Below are 23,711 nucleotides of genomic sequence, written 5' to 3' on the forward strand. Positions count from 1 at the left end.
TGTGCCAAAGGTCAAGTCAGCGCCCGGCCGCCGGTCTCACGCCTCAGATGGCGCCGAGGCACCAGGCCAGAATGGACTTCTGCGCATGAAGGCGGTTTTCCGCCTCGTCGAAGACCACGGACTGGGCGCCATCGATCACCTCGTCCGTCACTTCCTCGCCGCGATGCGCCGGCAGGCAGTGGAGGAAGAGCGCCTCTTCCTTGGCCTTCTTCATCAGGTCGGCATTTACCTGGAAGGGCTGGAAGACGTTATGGCCACGCGCCTTGTGCTCCTGGTTCATCGACACCCAGGTGTCGGTGATCACGGCGTCAGCGCCAGCGACAGCCCGGTCGGCATCATGGCAGAGCATGATCTCGCCGCCGTTGTTGCGCGCCCAGTTGAGGATCTTGTCATCCGGCTCGGATCCCAGGGGCACCGCCATATTCATCTTGTAGCCGAAGCGGGCCGAGCCTTCGACCAGCGAATGCAGAACATTGTTGCCGTCGCCTGTCCAGGCGAGCGTCTTGCCGGCGATCGGGCCGCGATGCTCCTCGACGGTGAGGATGTCCGCCATGATCTGGCAGGGATGCGTCAGATCGGTCAGCGCGTTGATGACAGGTACGGTTGCATGTTCGGCCAGTTCCAGCAGGCGCGCATGATCGGTCGTGCGGATCATGATGGCGTCGACGTAGCGCGACAGAACCTTGGCGGTATCGCCAATGGTTTCCGCGCGGCCGAGCTGCATTTCGGTGCCGGAGAGGAACAGCGTCTCGCCGCCCAGCTGGCGCATGCCGACATCGAAGGAGACGCGGGTACGGGTCGAGGGTTTCTCGAAGATCATCGCGAGCATCTTGCCCGCCAGCGGCTTGTCGGCGTTGCCGGCCTTGGTGGCCTGTTTGCGCGTGCGCGCATCGTCCAGCATGTGACGCAGGTCCTGGGCGGATACGGCAGAGAGATCGAGGAAATGCTTCGGGGATGCCATTGATGATACCTGTCTTGCACTTACGCGGTTGCGGCGGCCTTGGCCCTGATGTGTTCGGCGGCGCGCTCGATGCGGGCGATGCCCTCACGGGCTTCGGCAGCGGTGACGGTCAGCGGCGGCAGCAGGCGGATCACGTTGTCGCCGGCGGGTACGCCGAGCAGATGCTCGTCGCGCATGGCCATCAGGAGTTCGGTGTTTGGCACCTTGGCCTTCATGCCAAGCATCAGGCCCTCGCCGCGCACCTCCTCGATGACATCGGGATAACGATCACCGAGTGACGCCAGGCCTTGGCGGAAGACGAGGGCGACGTCGCGAACGTGGTCGAGGAAGCCTTCGGCCATCACGACGTCCAGAACGGCATTGCCGACTGCCATGGCAAGCGGATTGCCGCCATAGGTCGAACCATGGGTTCCGGGTTTCATGCCATAGGCCGCGTCTTCCGTTGCCAGGCAGGCGCCAAGCGGGAAGCCGCCGCCGATACCCTTGGCCACGGCCATGAGATCGGGCGTGATGCCGGCCCATTCATGGGCAAAGAGCTTGCCGGTACGGCCGACGCCGCACTGGACTTCGTCGAGGATCAGGAGCAGTCCGTGCTCATCGCAAATGGACCGCAGGGCCTTCAGCATCTCGACGGGGATCGGCCGGATACCGCCCTCACCCTGCACCGGCTCGACAAGGATGCCGGCCGTCGCTTCCGTGATGGCAGCCTTGACGGCATCGAGATCACCGAAGGGCACCTGGTCGAAGCCCGGCGCCTTCGGCCCGAACCCTTCCAGATATTTTTCCTGTCCGCCGGCTGCGATCGTTGCGATGGTGCGGCCGTGGAAGGCGCCTTCCATCGTGATGATATGGAACTTCTCCGGGTGCCCCTTGGCAAAATGGTAGCGGCGCGCGGTCTTGATGGCGCATTCCAGCGCCTCCGCACCGGAATTCGTGAAGAAGACGCGATCGGCGAACGTTGCTTCCGTCAGGCGGCGGGCAAGCGTCTCCTGCCCCGGAACCTCGTAGAGGTTCGACAGATGCCAGACCTTGTCCGCCTGATCCTTCAGAGCGCCCACCACATGCGGGTGACCGTGGCCGACGGAGGTCACGGCAACGCCGGCTGCGAAATCGAGGTAACGCTCGCCGCTCTCGGTCTCCAGCCACACGCCCTCGCCTCGCTCGAAACGCAGTGGCGCCCGATTGTAGGTCTGGTAGAGGGGCGTTGCTTCGGCCATGGCGTTCGTCATCCTTCTGGAGCCCCGCTGCTGCTGCGGGAATTCAGCCTCGATGGGCTTTCGACAATTAAAAATGCCGCCTTGCGGCGGCGTGGGCACTATCTGCATTTAACCCTGCAATGTCAACGAAACTTGCGGAAAACTCCGTTTTGGCCGTGCGACCCAGCCGGCGACGCCACGCGAGTCCCATGGCAGATTCCACCTGTTGCATACTTGACTCACTCGGGAAGCAAGTTGGGGAAAACCACGAAATCGATTCCAGATGATTCCTGCGACTCTTGTCACAGAGTCGGCCTGCCACTAGGTTAAATTTCATTAAGAGATTGCATGCGGCGGAAGTGATCACCGACAGTTACGAGGCGGTTTTGTTTCGAATTCGTTCGAAGCAACGGTGACGGATTCTGCCATGACACACGCGAGCGGCGGAGAAGTATGGCATGAATTGGACTGATGAGCGGGTTGAAAAACTCAAGCGTCTCTGGGCCGAAGGCCTGAGCGCGAGCCAGATTGCAGCACAACTGGGCGGCGTGAGCCGAAATGCCGTCATCGGCAAGGTGCACCGACTGAACCTGCCTGGTCGTGCGAAAGCCGGCGGCAGCTCCTCTTCTGCCCGTCCTGCCAAGCGCACTGCGACGACCCAGCGCCCGGCGAATTTTCAGGCGCGCCCGGCAGCTGCAACCACCCGCACCGTGACCCGTGCTGCCGGCGCCACCATGCTCAAGGAAGAAGTCGAAGTCGACGCCTTCCAGGAGATCGAAGTCAGCCGTCCGCTCAACGTTGTCGTGCCGATCTCGCGCCGCCTGGCGCTGACGGAACTGACGGAACGCACCTGCAAGTGGCCGATCGGCGATCCGATGAAGGACGACTTCCATTTCTGCGGCTGCGAAATCAGCGACGCTTCGCCCTATTGCACCTATCACGCGAAGCTCGCCTACCAGCCGGTCAGCGAACGCCGCAAGGCCGCACGCTGATAGCAGACGCATCGAATACCGGACGGGCCCTTCGGGGCCCGTTTTCGTTTCGCCTTTGAGACATGAAGAAATCTGCCCAAGCTCATTCTCTGCTCAACGGACATGGTCTAAAGGCCTTTTGCCTTTGCAGAGAAGACGAACTTCGTTGGGTCGAGCCTTCATTTTTCGTATTCGAGTTGAAGTGCCACGACGTCCTTTGTTCGTTTTCCATAACGCTTCTCGATGTCGTCAAGCGCCTGGTCAAACTGCCCCAAAGCCGGTTCATCTAATATGGTAATGGCTGCCTCACCGGCGGGAGTTCGGTCCGAAATGAGATGAAGGCCGTAATGCGTACGAACCGAAGCGGCAGAGGAGGTCGCGACGACCTTCGAACGATAGGTTCTCGACCAGGCGTCGGATACAAGCGCAAGTGCGACCTCGTTGACACCGGGAAAGACTGCAACGTCCAGGGTTTGATGTCGCCAGAAGGCCAGATAGTTCCACATGATCAAGCCAATCCTGCCGCTTGTCACGTGGAAAGAGGCGCTATCGTGTTCGGGGCTCCATGCCAGCGGTCCGAGAGCCGTTACCCCGAAATGCGCAGCCGTCGCACTTGCGGTACGCTCATCGGCGATGCCTTCGACAAGTGCGAGGCTGGCCGGGAGGGAGGCCGTGACGCCGGTCGTCGTCATGACGTTCTGATCGACCACATATCGCTTGTTTTGCACCCAGACCGCTTTGGGATATCGAGCTGCGATTTTGTCCATCGCATACCAGTGCGTGGTGGCCTGTCGCCCATCGAGAATACCGGCCTTGGCAGCGACCCAGGCGCCTTCACATATCGACATGATGAAGGCCCGGCTTCTGTATTGCCGCGAAACCCATTCGACGATCGCTTCATTTTCGCTGTCATGCAGGGCGGGGATGACGACGATGTCGGCTCCTTGCCGGTAACGCCTGTCGAATTCCGCGATCGTCATGTCTGCCTCAATGGTGAGCGCCGGCATCAACGTCACAGGACCAGGTTTGCTGGAAACGATGATGACGTCGGCCACGTCAGCTTCCTTCAAGACACCATAGGGGACGATGAGGTCCGTCGTCTCCGTCCCGGCATTATCAGCCACGATTGCAACAAGAGGGCGCAGCCGCCCGGCTTTGGGTTGAGGCACTTCCACGCCAGAAACTTCTGGAGCGGATTGTGACGACAATGTCGCTCCCGCCAAGATGCAACTCAATGCGAGCGTCGCAAGGATAAGGCCTGGTCTGATCACAGTCATCTCCGGATTGCTTTCCAGACGCAGATTACCGGTGTGGAGGGCTGGCCAAAATGTCAAACATATCGCAATTTGAGCCAATGATGATGGGCGTCTCTTCACACCGGAAGATTGCGTTTATTGGCTATGATGGTGTCCAGGCACTGGATGTCGTCGGGCCGATGGAAGCGTTTGCGATTGCCAACCAGCATCTGACGGATGCCGGGCAATCCTACGAAATCATCCTCGCATCTCCCTTGGGCGGGCCGGTATCCTGCAGTGGCCTGACTGGCCTGAGTCTGGGGGGAGCGATCGCCTTGCGGGATCTCCCCTCCGACCTGGACACGATCATCGTTCCCGGAGGCAGCGAAGACGCGCTTCGCGATCTGATTTTCAACTCGGACCTGCTGCCTTGGCTGTCCACTCGGATCTCGGCAACCCGTCGTCTGGCCAGCGTCTGTACCGGAGCCTTTGTATTGGCCGCCGGCGGCTATCTTAATGGCAAGAGGGCGACCACTCATTGGGCTTCGGTCGCACTGCTCGAAAAACTCTGCCCACAGGCTGTCGTCGAACCAGATGCAATCTTCGTCGCGGATCCGCCCGTTTTCACATCAGCAGGCATCACCGCAGGCATCGACCTTTCGCTGTCGATGATCGAAGCCGATTTCGGCCACAAAGTTGCTCTGGCTGTGGCCCGTCAGATGGTTCTTTTCATGCGGCGCCCAGGAGGGCAGTCGCAGTTCAGCAGCAGCCTTGCCATCCAAAGCGACGTGGCGCCTCGCTTGCGATCGCTCCTCCACGATATCATCGGGAATCCGGTTGGCGACTTCTCGGGCCCGGCCCTCGCGGCGCGATGCGGAATGAGCGAACGCAGCTTTTCGCGCGCCTTCCGCAAGCAGACCGGAACGACGCCTGCGCAGTTCGTCGAAACCATCCGGATCGATCGAGCGAAGCTACTGCTGGAAAGCTCGGATTGGCCGCTTGCACGAATTGCAGAACGATCCGGTTTCGGCAGCTTGGATACGCTTCACAGGGTTTTCCAGAAGCGGTTGAGTATCACGCCCTCTTTTTACCGCGAACGTTTCGCAACGCGCTGATCAAACAGCACTTTATTCGCAAAGCCCTGATGTCTCAGCCGGTGGGAGCCCTCCGAACACATATCCTTCCGGGCAAATCATGCTTCCATGGAGTAGCCCGCGCCGCGAACGGTGCGGATGACATCCTGCATGTTGGAGAAGTTCAGAGCCTTGCGCAGACGCCCGACATGCACGTCGACGGTGCGTTCATCGACATAGATATCGTGGCCCCAGACGCCATCCAGCAGCTGCGAGCGAGAGAAGACGCGACCGGGCGATGTCATGAGGAACTCGAGAAGGCGGAACTCGGTCGGGCCGAGGCGAACTTCGCGGCTCTTGCGATGAACGCGATGGGTTTCGCGATCAAGCTCGATGTCGCCGCAACGCAGGACGCTCGACAGCACTTCGGGCTTTGCCCGTCGCAGCATCGCCTTGACACGGGCCATCAGTTCCGGCGTCGAGAACGGCTTGACGACATAGTCGTCCGCACCCGTCGCCAGACCGCGTACCCGCTCGCTTTCCTCGCCACGCGCCGTCAGCATGATGATCGGCAGGCGCTCGGTCTCCGGACGAACGCGCAGGCGCCGGCAGAGCTCGATGCCGGAAACGCCCGGGAGCATCCAGTCGAGGATCAGCAGGTCCGGCACCCGTTCCTGCAGACGGATCTCGGCCTCGTCGCCGCGCAAGATCGTCTCGACCTCGTATCCTTCCGACTCCAGATTGTAACGCAGGAGCACGCTCAGCGCCTCCTCGTCTTCGACGACGGCAATTTTCGGCTGCATCAAACCATTACCTCGCTGCGGCCACGGCTCATTCGTTGATCGCGCCGACGGAAGACGTCAGGTCTTCCTTCGGGCGTTCGCCTTCGGGAACCGCACCGGTGGTCATGTAATAGATCGTCTCGGCGATGTTCGTTGCGTGGTCGCCGATGCGCTCGATGTTCTTGGCGCAGAACAGAAGATGCGTGCAGCTGGTGATGTTGCGCGGATCTTCCATCATGTAGGTCAACAGTTCGCGGAACAGCGAGGTGTAGATCGCATCGATCTCCTCGTCGCGGTCACGGATCGACTTCGCCTTCTCGGCAGAGCGAGTCGTGTAGACGTCGAGCACTTCCTTGAGCTGGGCGAGTGCCAGGTCGGAGAGATGTTCGAGGCCACGGGCGAGCTTGCGCGGCACGCCCGTTGCCTGGATGGCAACGACACGCTTCGAATTGCTCTTGCCGAGATCGCCGACGCGCTCAAGGTCGGCGGCGATGCGAAGGGCACCGATGATTTCACGAAGATCCGATGCGACCGGCTGGCGCTTGGCGATGGTGACAACGGCCTTTTCGCCGATTTCCTTTTCCATCGCGTCCATGACGACGTCGTCGGAGATGACCTTCTGGGCGAGTGCTGCGTCGGAATTGACCAACGAACGTACGCTTTCAGCGACCATCTGCTCCGCAAGACCGCCCATCTCGGAGATGCGGCGCATCAGAAATTTCAGTTCCTCGTCGAAGGCCGAATAGATGTGTGAGGAAGCCATAGCCTAATCCTTGATGTTGAAGAGAGCCTGATGTGACCGAGAAAACTCAGCCGAAGCGGCCCATGATGTAGTCCTGCGTGCGCTGGTCGTCCGGGTTGGTGAACATCTTGTCGGTGTCGTTTTCTTCGACGAGCTCGCCCAGGTGGAACATGGCCGTGCGCTGGGAGACGCGGGCAGCCTGCTGCATCGAGTGCGTGACGATGACGATCGTGTAGTTCTCGCGCAGTTCGTGGATCAGTTCCTCGACCTTGGCGGTCGCGATCGGGTCGAGCGCCGAACAGGGCTCGTCCATCAGGATGACTTCCGGGCTGACGGCAACCGCACGTGCGATGCACAGGCGCTGCTGCTGACCACCGGACAGACCGGTGCCGGCGGCATCCAGGCGATCCTTGACTTCGTTCCAGAGGCCGGCCTTCTGCAGCGCGGTCGAGACGATCTCGTCGAGATCGGCCTTGTTCTTGGCCAGACCGTGGATACGCGGGCCGTAGGCGACGTTTTCGTAGATCGACTTCGGGAACGGGTTCGGCTTCTGGAAGACCATGCCGACCTTGGCGCGGAGCTGCACCGGGTCGACCTTGGTGTCGTAGATGTTCTCCGCATCGATCAGGATGTTGCCCTCGACGCGGCAGCTCGCGATCGTGTCGTTCATCCGGTTGATGCAGCGCAGGAAGGTCGACTTGCCACAGCCCGACGGGCCGATGAAGGCGGTCACAGAGCGCGGACGGATCTCGATGTTCACATCCCGCAGGGCCTGCTTCTCACCGTAGTAAACCTGCACGTCGCGTGCGGTGATCTTGGATTCAGTCATGATTGGCGCTTTCGTCGTCGTCATCTTTGTCGAGAGATTGTTCATCATCATACACCCCCTTACCAACGACGCTCAAAGCGGCGACGAAGAATGATTGCTACCAGGTTCATCAGGATCAGGAAGACCAGGAGGACGATGATGGCGCCGGAGGCGCGCTCCACGAAAGCCGGGTCACCGCGCTGGGTCCAGTTGTAGACCTGCACCGGCAGAGCCGAAGCGGGCTGGAAGAACCCGTCCGGCGGACCGGAGGGGAATTCCTTGACGAAGGCGACCATGCCGATCAGGAGCAGCGGTGCGGTTTCGCCGAGCGCACGGGCCAGGCCGATGATCGCGCCGGTCAGGATGCCCGGCATGGCGAGCGGCAGCACGTGGTGGAAGATCGACTGCATCTTCGAGGCCCCGACGCCGAGCGCGGCATCGCGGATCGAGGGCGGGACCGCCTTCAGCGCCGAACGGGTGGCGATGATGATCGTCGGCAGCGTCATCAGGGTCAGCACCAGGCCACCCACCACCGGTGCCGATTGCGGCAGGCCGATGAAGTTGATCAGCACGGCAAGACCCAGGATACCGAAGACGATGGAGGGAACGGCCGCCAGGTTGGCGATGTTCACTTCGATGAGGTCGGTAAACCAGTTCTGCGGCGCAAATTCCTCAAGATAGATCGAGGTGGCGACACCGATCGGCAGCGACAGGACCAGCACGATCAGCATCATATAGGCCGAGCCGATGACGGCGATGCCGAGGCCGGCCGCTTCCGGACGGGTGTCCGATGCATCGGGGGCGGTGAAGAAGGCCCAGTTGAACTTGGTCACCAGGATGCCGGCCTGCTTCAGCGTGTCGGCGAGCACGAGCTGCTCGGGCGAAACGTTGCGGTCGAGCTTGGCGCTCTCCATCGTCACGCGGCCCTTGTAGTAGCCGTCGATGCGGCCGGCGGCGAGCAGGTCGAAGGAGACCGTCTTGCCGATGACCGACGGATCGGCCAGCACGTAGTTGCGCAGGTTGGCCGGGCCATCCTTGGAGATCAGTTCACCAACCGTCTTGGGCGTCAGGCCTTCTGAGGCCAGCCCCTTGGCGGCGATTGCGTCACCTAGCGCCTTTTCGATCAGCGGTGTGTAGCCGAAGGTCGAGACCTTGGCGATGGCAGCGCGATCACCGGTGCCGGACGGATCGAGCTTGGCCGGATCGAGATAGACATCGATCGTGATATAGGTCTGCTGGAAGGACGACAGACCGTTCGACAAGATCGAGGCGAGCAGACCGACGAGCGCGATGATGCCGAATGCAACGGCAGCCTTGCCGATGAGGCGGAAGCGAGCTTCCGCCGCGTTGCGCTTGCGGGTGCGTTCGTCGAGGTTCAGGAGAGACTTGGGCTGCCCCTTTGCTGCGGGGGCTCCGAATGCGGTGAGGTCGGTCATTCGTACTGCTCCCGGTACTTACGGACAATGTAGAGGGCGATCACGTTCAGAAGGAGCGTGATGACGAAAAGGGTGAGGCCGAGCGCGAAGGCGACCAGGGTCTCTGGGCTTGCGAATTCGGTGTCGCCCGTCAGCTGGCTGACGATCTTGACGGTCACCGTCGTCATGGCCTCGAAGGGATTGAGATCGAGCTTGGCCGAGGCACCGGCCCCGAGCACGACGATCATGGTTTCCCCGATCGCGCGGCTGGCCGCCAGAAGCACGGCACCGACGATGCCCGGAAGGGCGGCCGGCAGAACGACCTGCTTGATCGTCTCCGACTGGGTGGAACCGAGCGCATAGGAACCGTCACGCAGCGCCTGGGGCACGGCATTGATGATGTCGTCCGACAGCGACGAGACGAAGGGGATGATCATCACGCCCATGACGAGACCGGCGGTCAGGACGGACGAAGACGAGCTTCCGAGGCCGAGCGGCTGGGCGAGCCAGTCGCGCAGGAAGGGACCGACCGTGACGAGCGCGAAAAGGCCGTAGACGATGGTCGGAATGCCGGCCAGCATTTCGATCGCCGGCTTGACGATGCTGCGGGTCTTCGGGCCTGCATATTCCGACAGGAAGACTGCGATCATCAGGCCGATCGGAACCGCGATAACCAGCGAGATCAGCGAGACGTAGAAGGTACCCCAGAGCAGCGGCAGGATGCCGAGGTCGGAGCCACCGCGGAACTGCGGGTTCCAGACCGTCGAGAAGAAGAAGTCCTGCGCCGGATAGATGGTGAAGAAGACATAGGTTTCGACAACCAGCGAGCCGACGATGCCGACCGTGGTCATGATCGCCACCAGCGAGGAGATCATCAGGATCGCCTTGACGAAGCTCTCGCTGATGTTGCGCGCCCGGAGCTCGGGGTCGATGCGGATGTAGGCAAGCGGCAGGGCACCGATGGCGAGCGCAAACACGGCGATGGTCATCAGAAGTTGGCTGAAGTCGATATCAGCACGATAAGCCTTGGCGGCCTCGAAGACTTCGGCTGGGACATCCGCGCCGAGCGCGATGCCGACACCGGCCAGGCGGCTGCGGATATTGTCGGCGTCCAGTGCCTTGATATCGACGTCGCTGCCAGCCTTCGCCTCGGTTTCACGCAGAACGGCAAGCCCGTCGCCGATGCGGCGGACATCCGCCATGACAAGGCTGTGGGCGCCACCTTCGGGAACCGACGCGTCCGTGATCATGCCGCTGATCCGGCCATCGATGATCGGATGCTGCACGGTCAGCCAGAGCATCAGCAGGATCAGCGCCGGCACGGCGGTGATCAGTGCGACCGTCTGGCCGTAGAAACCAGGAAGAGAATGCAGCTTCATGCCACGCTCTGCCGAGAGGGCCATTGCCCGCCGCCTGCCGAGGCCGTAGCCGATTGCCGCAAGGGCCAATACGCCCAGGATGATGATACTCACTTCCATTTTGCCCCGCCATGTCTCCTGGAAACGGAAACCGGCGGCACTTTGGTGCCGCCGGTCAAACTCGAGACTTAGTTCAGCGGCGCCATCGGCGTGCGAGCCTTGACGGCTGCCTGCGTCTTGGCCAGCTCCGGATCCGAAACCAGACCGTAAGCTGCGAGCGGGCCGTTCGGGCCGGCGATTTCGTCAGAAACGAAGAACTCTACGTATTCCTGGAGACCCGGGATGACGTCGAGGTGAGCGTTCTTGACGTAGAAGTAGAGCGGACGCGAAACCGGGTATTCGCCCTTGGCGATGGTTTCAACCGACGGAACGACGCCTTCCATGGTGGCAACACGCAGCTTGTCGGTGTTGTTCTGGTAGAAGGACAGGCCGAAGACGCCGATGGCGTTCTTGTTGGCGGCGATGCGTGCCAGGGTTTCCGGATAGTCGCCGTCGATGTCAACAGAGACGCCGTCGGTGCGCAGCGCGGTGCAAGCCTTCTTGGCAGCATCCTTGTCGCCGTTGTTGGAAGCGAGGATGGCTTCGAGCGTGCCGTCCTTTTCGCAGCCAGCTTCGATGACCTTCACGTCGAAGACTTCGCGGGTGCCGTGCTTGGTGCCCGGGATGAAGGCGAGGATCGGCTGAGCCGGCAGGTCGGCGCGGATCTCGTTCCAGGTCTTGTACGGATTGTCGACCAGCTTGCCGTCCTTGACGACCTTGGCAGCCAGAGCGCTGTGCCAGTCAGCGGTGGTGAAGGCATATTCCGGGCCGCTGATTTCAGAGGCGAAGACGATGCCGTCGTAACCGATGCGGACTTCCTGGATGTCGGTCACGCCGTTGGTCTTGCAGAGCTCGATGTCCGACTTGCTGATACGCGAGGAGGAGTTTGCGATGTCGATGGTGTTTTCACCCACGCCTTCGCAGAGCTTCTTGCGGCCGGCGCCAGAGCCGCCACCTTCAACAACCGGGGTGCCGAAGTCGAAGTTTTCGCCGAAGGCTTCGGCAACGATCGATGCATAGGGAAGAACGGTGGAGGAGCCAGCGATCTGGATCTGGTCGCGGGCGACGGCTGCGCCGGCGAAGGCCACGGTGGCCGCCAAGGCAGCGAGGGAAAGTTTCAGAGCGGTCATAGTCATCTCCCGGAATGGGCTTGTGTGTCTTTGCGGCCGTGCGGCGTCTGCCAAGCATCGGCAGCTGCGTTCATAACGGCTCTCAGCTCACGCTTTTATGTCAGTTGGATGAAACATTTGTGACATATCAAGCCTCTGAAAATGCATCGAAATTTACGACGCCTTCAGGCTGGATGGAGGTTTTATGTCAAAAACGGACGGTAAACTCGCTGCCAACGCCCAGTTCCGACTTCACGAGCAGGCGTGCGCGGTGACGGGTGAGGATGTGCTTGACGATGGCAAGGCCGAGACCCGTGCCCTTTTTCGAGCGACTGTCCTCGACATTGACCCGGTAGAAACGCTCGGTCAGGCGCGGAACATGTTCAGCCGGAATGCCCGGGCCGCGGTCACGCACGCGCACCTCGGTGCCGACGCCCGGCTCTCGACGCACCACGACATCCACCACCTTGCCGTCCTGGCCGTATTTGCAGGCATTCTCGATCAGGTTCTCGAAAACCTCGACGAGTTCGTCCCGCTCCCCCATCACCTCGATCTTCTCTTCGGGCAGGTCGAGGCGGATCTCGACGCCGAGATCCGCCGCCAGAGGAGCAAGGCTGTCGCGCACATGACCCAGCACCGGCTTCAGATCAACCATCTGGTCGGGCGGCAGATGTGCTTTCAATTCAAGCCGCGACAGCGACAGGAGATCGTCGACGAGGCGGCTCATGCGGTTCGCCTGATCGAGCATGATGGCGAGGAAGCGTTCCTTGGCCTTGGCATCGTCCTTGGCAGGCCCCTGCATGGTCTCGATGAAACCACGCAGTGAGGCGAGCGGCGTGCGCAGTTCGTGGCTGGCATTGGCGACGAAATCGCTGCGCATGCGGTCCAGCCGGCGCAGCTCGGAGATGTCGCGGAAGGAGAGAAGAAAGAGCGGACGCCCCTCCGTCTCCACGGGCGCGACACGCACGATATAGACGCGCTCCGACGGCAGACGCTCCGAATGTTCGATCTGATTGGGCGTTCCCGTCTCGATCGTCTCGCGGATCATGTCGAGAATGCCTGGAGAGCGCCAACGGGCCGAGACGTGCTGCCCTTCGCCGAGATCACCGAAGGCGCGTTCGGCCGCCGCGTTCTGGGCAAGCAGGTCGGCGCCAGCCCCCATCACCAAGACAGGCATGTCGAGCGCCTCGATCGAGGCACGGATCGACGGCAGCGGATCAGCCGGCATGGCCGGCTGCGGGTTGACGATCGTCGGCCCCCTCTCGTTCGCGCCGGGTGGATCGACCACCATCACGAGCCCGACCAGCAGGACGAAAAGCACGAGCGCGTAACCGGGAGCCGCACCGGAATACGATGCCGCCAAAGCCATCAGCGCCGAAGCGACAATTGCCAGCCAGCGCGACAGAAGGTGCTTCATGGGGCGGCGCCAGCCGCTGCTCTGCCCGTCGTTGTCTGCCACCTGCGACGCACCTCGCGCTTTATCCATGCCAAGCCTGATAGCGGTGATTCATGACAGAAGTTCCGGTGGCCTGCCATGGCCAGGTCAGCTTTATCCCCCATGCGCGCCCCGCATGCCCGGATGTTGGACACAAGCCTTGCGCTCTATCTTCGCTTGCGCTCAATTACTGAAGGCAAACAAGGCCGATGGAGCCGGAGGAAGACCATGGATGCACAGACGCAAAGCCGCGCCGTAACCCTGAAGATCCGCGGCAAGGAGCGGATCTTCGACATCGACCTGCCGGACCTGCCGGATTGGATCGAGGAGGAGGCGCTGAAGTCCGGCGGTTTTCCCTATGACAAGAAGCTCTCGGAAAAGGACTATGTCGCCGAACTTACCGAACTCCAGATCGAACTGGTCAAGGTGCAGTTCTGGATGCAGAAGACCGGACAGCGCGTCATGGCGCTGTTCGAAGGGCGGGATGCTGCCGGGAAGGGCGGCGCGATCAGCGCGACGCTTGCTTACATGAACCCCCGCTCGGCCCGCGTCGTGGCGCTGACCAAGCCGACCGAGACCGAGGCGGGGCAATGGTATTTCCAGCGCTACATCTCGCACTTCCCGTCCGCCGGCGAATTCGTGCTGTTCGACCGCTCCTGGTACAACCGCGCGGGCGTCGAGCCGGTCATGAACTTCTGCAAGCCCGAGCAATACGAGGCTTTCCTCAAGCAGGCGCCGCGCTTCGAGAAACTGATCGAGCAGGAGGGCATCCACTTCTTCAAGTTCTGGCTCGACACCGGACAGGAGATGCAGCTGAAGCGCTTCCACGACCGCCGGCATGATCCGCTGAAGTGCTGGAAACTGTCGCCGATGGATATCGCCGCCCTGCACAAGTGGGACGACTACACCCAGAAGCGCGACCGGATGCTGAAGGAAACCCATACGGAGCGTGCGCCCTGGACCGTCCTGCATGCCAATGACAAGCGGCGGGCACGGCTCAACCTGATCCGCCACATCCTTCTGTCGCTCGACTACGAGGGCAAGGACAAGATCGGCAAGCTCGACAAGAAAATCATCGGCAGCGGCCCCGGCTTCCTCGACTGAGGAAGCCTCCCACAGGTTCGGGTGAAACCTTCAGCAATGACCGGGGCGATCACTGCCCCGGCAGAACGCGGACGGCATAGAGGTTGACGCCCCGGCCCTTGCCCGAGAGATCGGCATTGACGATCAGGCGACCCGGTGTCGAGGGTGCCATGCCGCTGTCGAAGGTCACGCGGAACAGTGCGTCGAGCTTTTGCGGGTTGACGGTGAACCGATGGCGCGGGCAATCCCCCATGCGCGGGAAATCGCATTCCACCGACATCTGCACCGGATTGTCGTCCGGTGACTGGACGGTCAAGGCGATGGTCGAGGTGCGACCCGCCAGTTCCTGCAGGACATCTGCCGGAACCGTGATCTCGATCGCGCCCGCTGCGTCGCCGCTGCGCGAGACGATGCGCGCCGCAGTACCGTCGCTGGCCGTCACCATATCGACGGTCGCGTTGGCACGGGGATGCAAGGCGGACACCTGATCCGGCGTGAAGACGCTGATCCAGTCGTCGGTGAAGCCGCCACGGGTATCGATGGCCTGAGGGCCTTTGGGCGTCTCGACCGGCGCCTGGTTGCCGGTGAAGTCTTCTTCCTCGGCGCGCGGCGGCGGATTGGGAACACTGGTATCGCGCTCGGCTGCCGTCAAAAGCAGACCGGACGAGTAGACCCACCACGCGCCAATCCCGAGCGTGGCCAGGAAGATGGTGAAGATCATCAGACGTGCGACACCGCCGCGGCGACGCTTGCGCGGCTGGACAGCCCGTTCCGAGCGCATGTCCGGCATCGGCCCCTCGTCGGCCGCATGGGCCTCGCGCAGATCCGGTTTCGGTGTCTGCATGTCTTCGTCGAAGGCTGGCTCCCGGTCGGCGACAGGCTCCACATGTTCGACGGGGTCGGCGGCAAAGCCCGGTTCCACGCGACCCGGCCGATCGACGGTAACCTGCGGCGCGGGCGGAACCTCTGCTCTGGCGGCAGGCGCGGTGGGCGCGGCCGTCGCGGCGACAACCGGCGGTTCGACGCGCATGTCGAGACGCGCGCGCTCTTCCAGCTCGATCGCGTGGATCAGCGCCTCCAGGCGGCGACGCTGGTGGTTGATCGCCTCGGGATCCTCGATGTTCTGCTTGCGCAGCCCCGTTTCGAGCGCCTGCCGAGCCGACTGATAAACCCGTGCCCGTGATTCGGCATTGGCCCGGTCAGAGCGCTCCAGGGCGTTCCGGATGGCTGTTTCCAATCCGCTCATTGGTCGCCATACTCCTTCGGGGATCGCCCCTGCCACATCACATCCATAGTTTCGATTCGGTAAACGCTCGATTTTTCAAGGGCAAGCCCGGAAACCTCCTATGGCCACGAATAAACACAGGAATGAGACCATGCGCTTCGATCTTGCCACAGGTTGGCGACATTGCCGCCCTTCGGTGTCTCTTTCCTGTTTCCCCGGGATCTGTTATTTGACGTTTGCGTAAACGTAAACTTCATGGGAGGTGAAGTGATGGCCCTGCCGTCGATCCTGAAAGACAATATGAGGCTTCCCGTCGTCGCCTCGCCGCTCTTCATCATATCGCATCCGCAGCTGACGCTGGCGCAATGCAAGGCCGGCATCGTCGGTTCGTTCCCGGCGCTCAATGCCCGGCCAGAAGCGCAGCTCGACGAATGGCTGGCCGAAATCACCGAAGAGCTCGCCTCCCACAACGCGAAGAACCCGGATCGCCCGGCGGCGCCCTTCGCGGTCAACCAGATCGTGCACATGTCGAACAAGCGGCTCGAGCACGACCTGATGATGTGCGTCAAATACAAGGTGCCGATCGTCATCTCCTCGCTCGGCGCCGTGCCGGAGGTAAATGCCGCCGTGCATTCCTATGGCGGCATCGTTCTGCATGACGTGATCAACAACCGCCACGCCAATTCGGCGATCCGCAAGGGTGCAGACGGGCTGATCGCGGTTGCGACCGGCGCCGGCGGCCATGCGGGCACGCTCTCGCCGTTTGCCCTTGTCCAGGAAATCCGCGAATGGTTCGACGGGCCGCTGCTGCTTGCCGGCGCGATCGCCAATGGCGGCGCGGTGCTGGCCGCACAGGCCATGGGCGCCGACATGGCCTATATCGGTTCGCCCTTCATCGCCACCACCGAAGCCCGCGCGTCGGATGCCTACAAGCAGGCGGTGGTCGACGCCCATGCCAACGACATCGTCTATTCCAACTATTTCACCGGCATCCACGGCAATTACCTGAAGCCGTCGATCGTTGCCGCCGGCATGGATCCCGATCATCTGCCGGAAGCCGATCCGTCGAAGATGGACTTCGACAAGGCGACATCAGGGGCCAAGGCCTGGAAGGATATCTGGGGCTGCGGCCAGGGGATCGGCGCGGTCAAGGCCATCGAGCCGGTGGCCGCAGTCGTCGATCGGCTGGAGCGCGAATATATAGACGCAAAAAAGGCGATTTGCGGCTGAGGCAGGCCCTGCTAGCGTCCCCGCAGATCTAATTTGCGGGGACCCCCATGCGCCACCTGACACTCACCCTCACGCTCGCCACCCTGCTGGGCAGCACCCTTTCCAGCCAGGCCGAGGATGTCTCCTACAAGGAGTTCAAGGCCTGGCAGGTTTCCTGCAGTCAGACCCGTGCCTGCACCATGCGGCAATTCCTCTCCGACAATCCGCTGTCCGGCTTCGAACTGCAGCGCAGCGGCAAGCCGGAGGCGCCGGTCGTGCTGGTGGTTTCGCCGCGCGACAACGCCGTCACCGAAGCCGCAGGCGCGCCGGAGGTGAGCATCGCGGTTGACGGGGCCGAGCCGCTGGTGCTGAAGGGCCCCTCGGTCACGACGGATGCCGGCACCTATGCGTTTACCCTCAACGGCGACTTCATCGGCAATGGACTCATCGACAGCCTGAAGAACGGCACGACCGCAACGATCACCATGACACGCGGCGACCAGACCGCCAGGAGCGACCTGCCGCTATCAGGTGCGGCCGCCAGCCTCCTGTTCATCGACGAATATCAGGATCGCATCGACCACGTGGACGCGTTGAGCGCCAGGGGCGACAAGGCGCCAAACCCGCCGCTTCCGATCAGCGACATCGCGACGATCGCCGAGCTGCCGGAGGCGATCCGCCCCCATTTCGCCGAAGGCGGCGACTGCGCCGACACGGACCCCACCATGTTCAACGGCAATGCGCTATCGCATCAACTCGACGAAAACACGACGATCTACATCACGCCTTGCGGCTCGAGCGGCGCCTACAACGTGCCCTATGCCGCCTATGTCGATAGCTTCGGCATGATCGCCCCGCTTGCTTTCCCGACCATGGTCGACGGCGCCCCGAGCGCCACATCCCAGGCCTTCAACCTCGACTATGACTGGAAAAAGAAGAGCTTGTCCTCCTTCTTCAAGGGCCGCGGGATCGGCGATTGCGGCACCTACAGCCAGTGGCGCCTCGCCGAAGGGGCCATGGGTCCGCAACTGGTGCTGGTCGAGGAGACGTTTCGCGACTGCCCGGAACAGTTCAGCGAAACCGACGAGATCGATCCCGGCAGTTGGCCGAAGACCTGGCCGGTGAAATAAGCCGCACGGCCTTGACCCAGAGATCAAGGGCCACCTGTGACCACGCCGGGGAAATTTTCCCCGGCCCCCGAAAACCGGCTTGAAATCGCCCGGCAATCCCTGTATCAGCCCCTCACCATAAGCAACGGGCCGAGCCTGTTCGCAAATGCCGCTTTAGCTCAGGTGGTAGAGCACATCATTCGTAATGATGGGGTCGCAGGTTCGAGTCCTGCAAGCGGCACCAGTTTCTTTCAAAATCAAAGACATGCTTCCGGTTTCCACAGGTGGAACATTCCGGTGAGGCCTTTCTTGTTCGTCTCCACGTAGATTTTGGCCCTGAGTAAAGCGCCGTCCGATAAGGAGAACCTAAAGCGGTACCGGATCTCCGAGGCGGCCACAATGGTGGTCGATTACGAGCAAAGCGACAACGTGAGAGATCTGGGCTAGCCTAACGCCGCGAGAAAAACCTGCTGAGTGACGCGACATCTTTCAGTAGAATTCGAATATGCCGATTCGATATTCCGTCGCTCCCGGAACACTTCTTCTCTGCAACTATGCGCTCGGTGGTTTCATGCCACCTGAGATGGTCAAGCGGCGCCCCGCGATCGTGATCTCTCCGAGGCTTCCTCATCGAGATGGATTGTGTGCCGTCGTGCCACTTTCCACGTCCCCGCCCGAAAGGAACTTCAACTATGTGGTGGAGATCACTTTGGATCCAGCATTGCCAGCGCCATTTGATTCGCCCGTGATGTGGGCAAAGTGCGACATGATCGCAACCGTAGGCTTTGAGCGCCTTGATCTCTTCCGAGCCGGCCGCGATACCAACGGGAACCGCAAGTATCTGACAAGGCGTGTCGACGCGAAGACATTCGAAATGATCAAAGCTGGCATTCGATATGGGCTTGGAATTTAACTTGACCTTAACGAGCAAACACCCATATTTAACGTGATCGCTGGCGGTGAAAACCGTTCAGCCTCAAGACCTCCATGGAGGCAGACCCCGCCAAGGCGATAACAAGCGTGGCGGGGTTTCTTGTTCCAAAAGGTTCTTTGGCGTCAATGCTTGGCGGGCCGGAAAATCCGTTGTCCTTGCCCCTATGACGACCATCCGGCCCTCCGAGTCGTCACACTCTGTCCAAACACACCTCATCCCCCCGCCCCATAACCCTTCAACCGCCTTCTTGTATCCGACGGGCTTTCGCGAAAATGCGCCCTGTAACTTCGGGAAAAGGCAGACGCCGAGTTAAATCCGGTCGCAGCGGCGATGTCGGCGAAGGGGGTGCGGGTTTCGATCACCTTGCGGCGGGCGGCATTGAGGCGCAGCGCCAGGTAATGGATGTGCGGCGGCGCGCCGATCGCCTCGATGAACAGGGTCTGCAGCCGTCTTTCGCTGATGCCGATGCGGCGCGCGAGCCGCACCAGCGGCAGCGGCTGTTCCAGATGCTCCTCCATCACCCGCATCGCCTGGCTCACACGGGGGTCGGCGAGCCTTATGCTGCCGGTCGAGGGCATGGCCGCAGCATCGCTGCTGACGCCCCCCTGCTCGTAGATGAACTGGCGCGACACTTCGAGCGCCAGCGAATAGCCATGCCTGCGGCGGATCAGTTCCAGCATCAGATCGAGCGTCGGCAGTGAGCCGCCCGTGGTGATGCGCTTGCCGTCGATGACGAAGCGCTCGCGCACGGTTCTCACCTGCGGATAGGCGGCGGAAAAATCGTCATAGTCTTCCCAGTGCAAAGTTGCCGAAAAATTGTCGAGAAGGGCCGTGTCGGCGAGCAACCAGGCGCCGGATTCGATCCCGGCGACGAGACTGCGATGCCGCGCGGACTTCGCCAGAAGCCGCTTCAGATCCGAAGTGGCGTGGCGTTTCCAGTTGTGGCTGGAGAGCACGAAGAGCGGGTCTTCCTCATTTCCCGGCCGAAAGGCACCATCCACCGGGATCGGGATGTGGCTCTTGGTCTCGATCGGCTGGCCGTCCGGGCTGAGGATACGCCAGCGATAGAGCTCCAGCCCACTCACCCGGTTCGCCAGGCGCAATGGCTCGATCACCGATGCGACCAGGATCAGGTTTGTCTCCGGCACGACCAGGAGGTCGAGCACGGTCGTTGGGACGGTGAGCGTTGCGGGACGGTCGGACATCGGCAGGAACTCTCAAGATTTCCGATAATGTATAGAAGCTATCCGATCCTGCAAAGCATGCTGCGGCATTCTGTCTCGTAATAGGCCTAACGAACGAGGGAGAATAATCCGTGCCTTTAGCCATGAACCGGGATGTCTTCATCACCTGCGCCGTCACCGGTGCCGGAGACACCACCTCGAAATCGCCGCATGTTCCGATCACCCCCAAGCAGATCGCCGAGTCCGCCATCGATGCCGCCAAGGCAGGGGCCGCCGTCGTACATTGCCATGTCCGCGACCCCGAAACGGGTGCCGCCAGCCGCCGCAACGATCTCTACAAGGAAGTGACGGACCGCATTCGTGCGGCCGATGTCGACGTGGTCTTGAACCTGACGGCCGGCATGGGCGGCGACATGATCTTCGGCAATGTCGAGCAGCCGCTGCCGCTCAACCCCAAGGGTACCGACATGGTCGGTGCCACCGAGCGCGTGTCTCATGTGGCCGAGTGCCTGCCGGAAATCTGCACGCTCGATTGCGGCACGATGAATTTCTCGCTCGGCGATTATGTCATGACCAACACGCCGTCGATGCTGCGCGCCATGGCGAAGCTGATGACGGATCTTGGCGTGCGCGCCGAGATCGAGGCCTTCGATACCGGGCACCTCTGGTTTGCCAAGCAGCTGGTCGAGGAAGGCCTGATCGAGGATCCGGTGCTCATCCAGCTCTGCATGGGCATTCCCTGGGGGGCGCCCGATGACCTCAACACCTTCATGGCCATGGTTAACAATGTGCCGGCGCATTGGACCTTCTCGGCTTTCTCCATCGGCCGCAATGCCATGGCCTATCCGGCCGCAGCGGTCCTTGCCGGCGGCAATGTGCGTGTGGGGCTCGAAGACAATCTCTATGCCGGCAAGGGCCTGCTCGCCACCAATGCCCAGCTTGTCGAAAAGGCCGTGACCGTGATCGAGGGCATGGGCGCCCGGATCATCGGGCCGGACGAGGTGCGCAAGAAGCTCAAGCTTACCAAGCGGTGATGCTCCGCCCGTTTCCGGACACTGTCTGGGGCAGGTCAAAAGACAAACCACATGCGGACGAGAACGTGATGAGCAGAATTCAGAAGGCGGCCTGTATTGGCGGCGGTGTGATCGGCGGGGCCTGGGCGGCACGTTTCGTGCTGGCCGGCATCGATACGACGATCTTCGATCCGCATCCGGAAGCCGAGCGCATCATCGGCGAAGTGCTCGCCAATGCCGAGCGCGCCTATGAGATGCTGACCATGGCGCCGCTGCCGCCCAAGGGGAAGCTCAGCTATGCCGCCTCGCTTGCGGAGGCGGTCGCGGGTGCCGACTGGATCCAGGAAAGCGTGCCGGAACGCGTCGATCTCAAGCGCGGCGTGATCACCCAGATCGATGCGGCAGCCGACCCCAAGGCGCTGATTGGCTCCTCGACCTCGGGCATCCTGCCGACGGACCTGCAGCGCGACATGAAACATCCCGAACGGATGTTCGTCGCGCATCCCTATAATCCGGTTTATCTCCTGCCGCTCGCCGAGCTCGTCGGCGGTGAAAAGACCAGCCGCGCGGTGCTGGAAGACGCCAAGGCGAAACTCGCGCCGATCGGCATGAAGGGCGTGATCCTCAACAAAGAGATCGAAGGCTTTGTCGGCGACCGGCTGCTGGAAGCGCTGTGGCGCGAGGCGCTCTGGCTGATCAAGGACGATATCTGCGACACCGAGACCCTCGATGACGTGATCCGCTATTCCTTCGGCATGCGCTGGGCGCAAATGGGTCTGTTCGAAACCTATCGCATCGCCGGCGGCGAAGCGGGCATGCGGCATTTCCTCGCTCAGTTCGGCCCCTGCCTTTCCTGGCCCTGGACCAAGCTCACCGATGTGGTCGATCTCAACGACGAACTCGTCGACAAGATCGCCGACCAGTCCGACGCGCAATCCGGTGCACGTGGCATCCGCGATCTCGAGCGCATTCGCGACCAGAACCTCGTCGGCATCATGCAGGCCCTGAAGGCCGGCGATGCCGGGCAAGGTTGGGGTTCCGGCAAGCTGCTGGCCGATTTCGAGGCGCATCTCTGGTCGTCCGCACCGGCTCCTGATGCCGCAGACCTCACCAAGCCGATCAAGCTTGCGGACTTCCGCGTGCACCCCTCCTGGGTCGACTACAACGGCCACATGACCGAATACCGCTACAGCCAGTGTTTTGCCGACAGCTCCGATGCGCTGCTGCGCCTCATCGGTGTCGACATGGATTATGTCTCAGCCGGCCACAGCTATTACACGGTCGAAAACCATCTGCGGCTGCTCGACGAGTGCAAGCTCGGTGATGCTCTTTACGTCGAAGTCCAATTGCTGCCCTCGGATGGCAAGAAGCTGCACAGCTTCTTCTGGCTGCGCCGCGCGTCGGACAATGCGGTGGTCGCGACCTGCGAGCACCTGATGCTGCACGTCTCCTCGGCGGAAGGCAAAACCGTGCCTCCGCTGCCCGCGATCCTGTCAGAACTGGAACCGTTGCTCGCCGCGCATGCCGGCCTGCCTTTGCCCGAAGGCGCCGGCCGTCATGTGGGGCAGAAGAGGTAGCCGCATGTTGTTGAAGGCCGGAGGATAGCCGCATGGATTTCGCCCTAAGCGCAGAGCAGCAGATGATCGTCGAGACGGTCCGCGGCTTCGTGGAGAGCGAACTCTTTCCGCTTGAGGATCAGGTCGAGAGATCGGGCCACGTGCCGCCCGAAATGGGCTGGGAGATCGCGGCCAAGGTCAAGCAGCTCGGTTTCTTTGCCTGCAACATGCCGGAAGAGGTGGGTGGCGGCGGGCTCGACCACCAGACCTTCACGCTGGTCGAACGCGAACTCGGCCGCGCCTCCATGGCGCTCACCGTGTTTTTCGGCCGGCCCTCCGGCATCCTGATGGGCTGCAACGACGACCAGCGCGAACGCTATTTGCTGCCGGCCACGCGCGGCGACAAGTTCGATGCGCTCGCCATGACCGAACCCGGTGCCGGCTCGGACCTGCGCGGCATGAGTTGTACGGCGCGTAAGGACGGCGATGACTGGGTGCTCAACGGCACCAAACATTTCATCAGCCATGCCAATATCGCCGATTTCGTCATCGTCTTCGTCGCCACCGGCGAGGAGGAAACGCCGAAGGGCGTGAAGAAGCTGATCACCTGTTTCCTCGTTGATCGCGGCACGCCGGGTTTCACCATCCGCAACGGTTACTCCTCGGTCTCGCATCGCGGCTACAAGAACTGCATCCTCGATTTCGATGATTGCCGCCTGCCCTCGGCCCAGATCCTCGGCGAGGTCCACAAGGGCTTCGAGCTTGCCAATGCCTGGCTCTATGGTACCCGGCTGACAGTGGCTGCGAGTTGCGTCGGCCGGGCGCGGCGGGTCTTCGACCTCGCGGTCCCCTACGCCGCCGAGCGACACCAGTTCGGCAAGCCGATCGGCGCGAACCAGGGCGTGTCGTTCAAACTTGCCGACATGATCACCGAGATCGATGCGGCGGACTATCTGACGCTCGCCGCCGCCTGGCGCCTCGATCAGGGCCTGCCGGCCAATCGCGAGATCGCATCCGCCAAGCTCTATGCCTCGGAAATGCTGGCGCGGGTCACCGACGAGGCGATCCAGATCCATGGCGGCATGGGGCTGATGGACGACCTGCCGCTGGCGCGCTTCTGGCGCGATGCGCGGGTCGAGCGGATCTGGGACGGCACCTCGGAAATCCAGCGCCACATCATCAGCCGCGACCTGTTGCGACCGTTCGGAGCGTGA

21 protein-coding genes and 1 tRNA gene are annotated in these 23,711 nt (G+C 62.0%); 10 read left to right on the forward strand and 12 right to left on the reverse strand.

Features of this window, described 5'->3' with window-relative positions; all coding sequences use genetic code 11:
* Positions 1–43 precede the first annotated feature (43 nt).
* Both argF and DFO46_RS15655 read right to left on the reverse strand, forming a co-directional pair.
* Entirely contained in the window at positions 44–961 is a 918-nt protein-coding gene (gene argF, locus DFO46_RS15650; protein ID WP_120277917.1) for an ornithine carbamoyltransferase, read from the reverse strand.
* Positions 962–981: 20 nt separating this feature from the next.
* Positions 982–2,178, reverse strand: coding sequence for an aspartate aminotransferase family protein (locus DFO46_RS15655; protein ID WP_120277918.1), 1,197 nt, complete (start codon positions 2,176–2,178; stop codon positions 982–984).
* Positions 2,179–2,615: 437 nt separating this feature from the next.
* On the opposite strand from DFO46_RS15655, the gene DFO46_RS15660 reads away from it, so the two are divergent.
* Positions 2,616–3,149 (forward strand): GcrA family cell cycle regulator, encoded by a 534-nt coding sequence (locus DFO46_RS15660; RefSeq protein ID WP_110790084.1) that lies wholly within the window; start codon positions 2,616–2,618, stop codon positions 3,147–3,149.
* A gap of 158 nt (positions 3,150–3,307) precedes the next feature.
* Here DFO46_RS15660 and DFO46_RS15665 read toward each other — a convergent pair whose 3' ends face one another.
* The gene (locus DFO46_RS15665) at positions 3,308–4,483 is read right to left on the reverse strand and encodes a DJ-1/PfpI family protein (protein ID WP_245422579.1); all 1,176 of its coding nucleotides are present in this window, start codon (positions 4,481–4,483) and stop codon (positions 3,308–3,310) included.
* On the opposite strand from DFO46_RS15665, the gene DFO46_RS15670 reads away from it, so the two are divergent.
* Positions 4,456–5,478, forward strand: a complete 1,023-nt coding sequence (locus DFO46_RS15670) for a helix-turn-helix domain-containing protein (RefSeq protein WP_245422580.1) — start codon at positions 4,456–4,458, stop codon at positions 5,476–5,478. The two genes, DFO46_RS15665 and DFO46_RS15670, sit on opposite strands and share 28 nt — an antisense overlap.
* 77 nt (positions 5,479–5,555) lie before the next feature.
* On the opposite strand, the gene phoB is transcribed toward DFO46_RS15670, so the two are convergent.
* The 7 genes from phoB to phoR form a co-directional block, all read right to left on the reverse strand.
* Positions 5,556–6,239: a phosphate regulon transcriptional regulator PhoB gene (gene phoB, locus DFO46_RS15675; RefSeq protein WP_062276616.1), complete on the reverse strand. Its 684-nt coding sequence runs from the start codon at positions 6,237–6,239 to the stop codon at positions 5,556–5,558.
* Between the two features lie 28 nt (positions 6,240–6,267).
* Positions 6,268–6,981, reverse strand: a complete 714-nt coding sequence (gene phoU, locus DFO46_RS15680; RefSeq protein ID WP_110790087.1) for a phosphate signaling complex protein PhoU — start codon at positions 6,979–6,981, stop codon at positions 6,268–6,270.
* Between the two features lie 46 nt (positions 6,982–7,027).
* Positions 7,028–7,789 carry a phosphate ABC transporter ATP-binding protein PstB gene (pstB, locus tag DFO46_RS15685; RefSeq protein WP_245408819.1) on the reverse strand — a complete coding sequence of 254 codons (762 nt, stop codon included), beginning with the start codon at positions 7,787–7,789 and terminating at the stop codon, positions 7,028–7,030.
* Positions 7,790–7,848: 59 nt separating this feature from the next.
* On the reverse strand, positions 7,849–9,204 hold the full coding sequence (pstA, locus tag DFO46_RS15690) for a phosphate ABC transporter permease PstA (protein ID WP_110790089.1): 1,356 nt from the start codon (positions 9,202–9,204) through the stop codon (positions 7,849–7,851).
* Positions 9,201–10,661, reverse strand: a complete 1,461-nt coding sequence (pstC, locus tag DFO46_RS15695) for a phosphate ABC transporter permease subunit PstC (RefSeq protein WP_120277921.1) — start codon at positions 10,659–10,661, stop codon at positions 9,201–9,203. Before pstC ends, pstA begins: the two co-directional genes overlap by 4 nt.
* Positions 10,662–10,729: 68 nt before the next feature.
* Positions 10,730–11,770 carry a substrate-binding domain-containing protein gene (locus tag DFO46_RS15700; protein WP_110790091.1) on the reverse strand — a complete coding sequence of 347 codons (1,041 nt, stop codon included), beginning with the start codon at positions 11,768–11,770 and terminating at the stop codon, positions 10,730–10,732.
* Between the two features lie 187 nt (positions 11,771–11,957).
* Positions 11,958–13,166 carry a phosphate regulon sensor histidine kinase PhoR gene (gene phoR / locus DFO46_RS15705; RefSeq protein WP_120278284.1) on the reverse strand — a complete coding sequence of 403 codons (1,209 nt, stop codon included), beginning with the start codon at positions 13,164–13,166 and terminating at the stop codon, positions 11,958–11,960.
* Between the two features lie 246 nt (positions 13,167–13,412).
* On the opposite strand from phoR, the gene ppk2 reads away from it, so the two are divergent.
* A complete protein-coding gene (gene ppk2 / locus DFO46_RS15710; protein WP_120277922.1) occupies positions 13,413–14,288 on the forward strand; it encodes a polyphosphate kinase 2 in 876 nt (291 codons plus the stop codon).
* Positions 14,289–14,337: 49 nt separating this feature from the next.
* Here the strand turns inward: ppk2 and DFO46_RS15715 are convergent, their stop codons facing one another.
* The gene (locus tag DFO46_RS15715; RefSeq protein ID WP_120277923.1) at positions 14,338–15,513 is read right to left on the reverse strand and encodes a hypothetical protein; all 1,176 of its coding nucleotides are present in this window, start codon (positions 15,511–15,513) and stop codon (positions 14,338–14,340) included.
* A gap of 249 nt (positions 15,514–15,762) precedes the next feature.
* Between DFO46_RS15715 and DFO46_RS15720 the strand changes: the two genes are divergently transcribed.
* The 4 genes from DFO46_RS15720 to DFO46_RS15735 all read left to right on the forward strand — a co-directional run bounded on the left by DFO46_RS15720 (position 15,763) and on the right by DFO46_RS15735 (position 18,723).
* Positions 15,763–16,722, forward strand: coding sequence for a nitronate monooxygenase family protein (locus tag DFO46_RS15720; protein WP_120277924.1), 960 nt, complete (start codon positions 15,763–15,765; stop codon positions 16,720–16,722).
* A 47-nt stretch (positions 16,723–16,769) separates the two neighbouring features.
* The gene (locus DFO46_RS15725; RefSeq protein ID WP_120277925.1) at positions 16,770–17,831 is read left to right on the forward strand and encodes a DUF1176 domain-containing protein; all 1,062 of its coding nucleotides are present in this window, start codon (positions 16,770–16,772) and stop codon (positions 17,829–17,831) included.
* Between the two features lie 147 nt (positions 17,832–17,978).
* Positions 17,979–18,054 (forward strand) — tRNA-Thr (locus DFO46_RS15730).
* Between the two features lie 261 nt (positions 18,055–18,315).
* A complete protein-coding gene (locus DFO46_RS15735; RefSeq protein ID WP_120277926.1) occupies positions 18,316–18,723 on the forward strand; it encodes a type II toxin-antitoxin system PemK/MazF family toxin in 408 nt (135 codons plus the stop codon).
* 233 nt (positions 18,724–18,956) lie between these two features.
* Here the strand turns inward: DFO46_RS15735 and DFO46_RS15740 are convergent, their stop codons facing one another.
* A complete protein-coding gene (locus DFO46_RS15740) occupies positions 18,957–19,949 on the reverse strand; it encodes a GlxA family transcriptional regulator (protein ID WP_120277927.1) in 993 nt (330 codons plus the stop codon).
* Between the two features lie 110 nt (positions 19,950–20,059).
* Here DFO46_RS15740 and DFO46_RS15745 point away from each other — a divergent pair, with 110 nt between their 5' ends.
* From DFO46_RS15745 to DFO46_RS15755, 3 genes are all read left to right on the forward strand, one after another.
* The gene (locus tag DFO46_RS15745) at positions 20,060–20,962 is read left to right on the forward strand and encodes a 3-keto-5-aminohexanoate cleavage protein (protein ID WP_120277928.1); all 903 of its coding nucleotides are present in this window, start codon (positions 20,060–20,062) and stop codon (positions 20,960–20,962) included.
* A gap of 68 nt (positions 20,963–21,030) precedes the next feature.
* Positions 21,031–22,518 carry a carnitine 3-dehydrogenase gene (locus DFO46_RS15750; protein WP_120277929.1) on the forward strand — a complete coding sequence of 496 codons (1,488 nt, stop codon included), beginning with the start codon at positions 21,031–21,033 and terminating at the stop codon, positions 22,516–22,518.
* Positions 22,519–22,550: 32 nt separating this feature from the next.
* The gene (locus DFO46_RS15755) at positions 22,551–23,711 is read left to right on the forward strand and encodes an acyl-CoA dehydrogenase family protein (RefSeq protein ID WP_120277930.1); all 1,161 of its coding nucleotides are present in this window, start codon (positions 22,551–22,553) and stop codon (positions 23,709–23,711) included.

Source organism: Rhizobium sp. AG855 (assembly GCF_003610655.1).
Classification (GTDB): domain Bacteria; phylum Pseudomonadota; class Alphaproteobacteria; order Rhizobiales; family Rhizobiaceae; genus Allorhizobium; species Allorhizobium wuzhouense.

Excerpts from the sequence above, each read along its gene's own strand:
- argF (WP_120277917.1), bottom strand. The coding sequence starts at position 961 with ATGGCATCCCCGAAGCATTTCCTCGATCTCTCTGCCGTATCCGCCCAG.
- DFO46_RS15655 (WP_120277918.1), bottom strand. The coding sequence starts at position 2,178 with ATGGCCGAAGCAACGCCCCTCTACCAGACCTACAATCGGGCGCCACTG.
- DFO46_RS15660 (WP_110790084.1), top strand. The coding sequence starts at position 2,616 with ATGAATTGGACTGATGAGCGGGTTGAAAAACTCAAGCGTCTCTGGGCC.
- DFO46_RS15670 (WP_245422580.1), top strand. The coding sequence starts at position 4,456 with ATGTCAAACATATCGCAATTTGAGCCAATGATGATGGGCGTCTCTTCA.
- phoB (WP_062276616.1), bottom strand. The coding sequence starts at position 6,239 with ATGCAGCCGAAAATTGCCGTCGTCGAAGACGAGGAGGCGCTGAGCGTG.
- phoU (WP_110790087.1), bottom strand. The coding sequence starts at position 6,981 with ATGGCTTCCTCACACATCTATTCGGCCTTCGACGAGGAACTGAAATTT.
- pstB (WP_245408819.1), bottom strand. The coding sequence starts at position 7,789 with ATGACTGAATCCAAGATCACCGCACGCGACGTGCAGGTTTACTACGGT.
- pstA (WP_110790089.1), bottom strand. The coding sequence starts at position 9,204 with ATGACCGACCTCACCGCATTCGGAGCCCCCGCAGCAAAGGGGCAGCCC.
- pstC (WP_120277921.1), bottom strand. The coding sequence starts at position 10,661 with ATGGAAGTGAGTATCATCATCCTGGGCGTATTGGCCCTTGCGGCAATC.
- DFO46_RS15700 (WP_110790091.1), bottom strand. The coding sequence starts at position 11,770 with ATGACCGCTCTGAAACTTTCCCTCGCTGCCTTGGCGGCCACCGTGGCC.
- phoR (WP_120278284.1), bottom strand. The coding sequence starts at position 13,166 with ATGAAGCACCTTCTGTCGCGCTGGCTGGCAATTGTCGCTTCGGCGCTG.
- ppk2 (WP_120277922.1), top strand. The coding sequence starts at position 13,413 with ATGGATGCACAGACGCAAAGCCGCGCCGTAACCCTGAAGATCCGCGGC.
- DFO46_RS15715 (WP_120277923.1), bottom strand. The coding sequence starts at position 15,513 with ATGAGCGGATTGGAAACAGCCATCCGGAACGCCCTGGAGCGCTCTGAC.
- DFO46_RS15720 (WP_120277924.1), top strand. The coding sequence starts at position 15,763 with ATGGCCCTGCCGTCGATCCTGAAAGACAATATGAGGCTTCCCGTCGTC.
- DFO46_RS15725 (WP_120277925.1), top strand. The coding sequence starts at position 16,770 with ATGCGCCACCTGACACTCACCCTCACGCTCGCCACCCTGCTGGGCAGC.
- DFO46_RS15735 (WP_120277926.1), top strand. The coding sequence starts at position 18,316 with ATGCCGATTCGATATTCCGTCGCTCCCGGAACACTTCTTCTCTGCAAC.
- DFO46_RS15740 (WP_120277927.1), bottom strand. The coding sequence starts at position 19,949 with ATGTCCGACCGTCCCGCAACGCTCACCGTCCCAACGACCGTGCTCGAC.
- DFO46_RS15750 (WP_120277929.1), top strand. The coding sequence starts at position 21,031 with ATGAGCAGAATTCAGAAGGCGGCCTGTATTGGCGGCGGTGTGATCGGC.
- DFO46_RS15755 (WP_120277930.1), top strand. The coding sequence starts at position 22,551 with ATGGATTTCGCCCTAAGCGCAGAGCAGCAGATGATCGTCGAGACGGTC.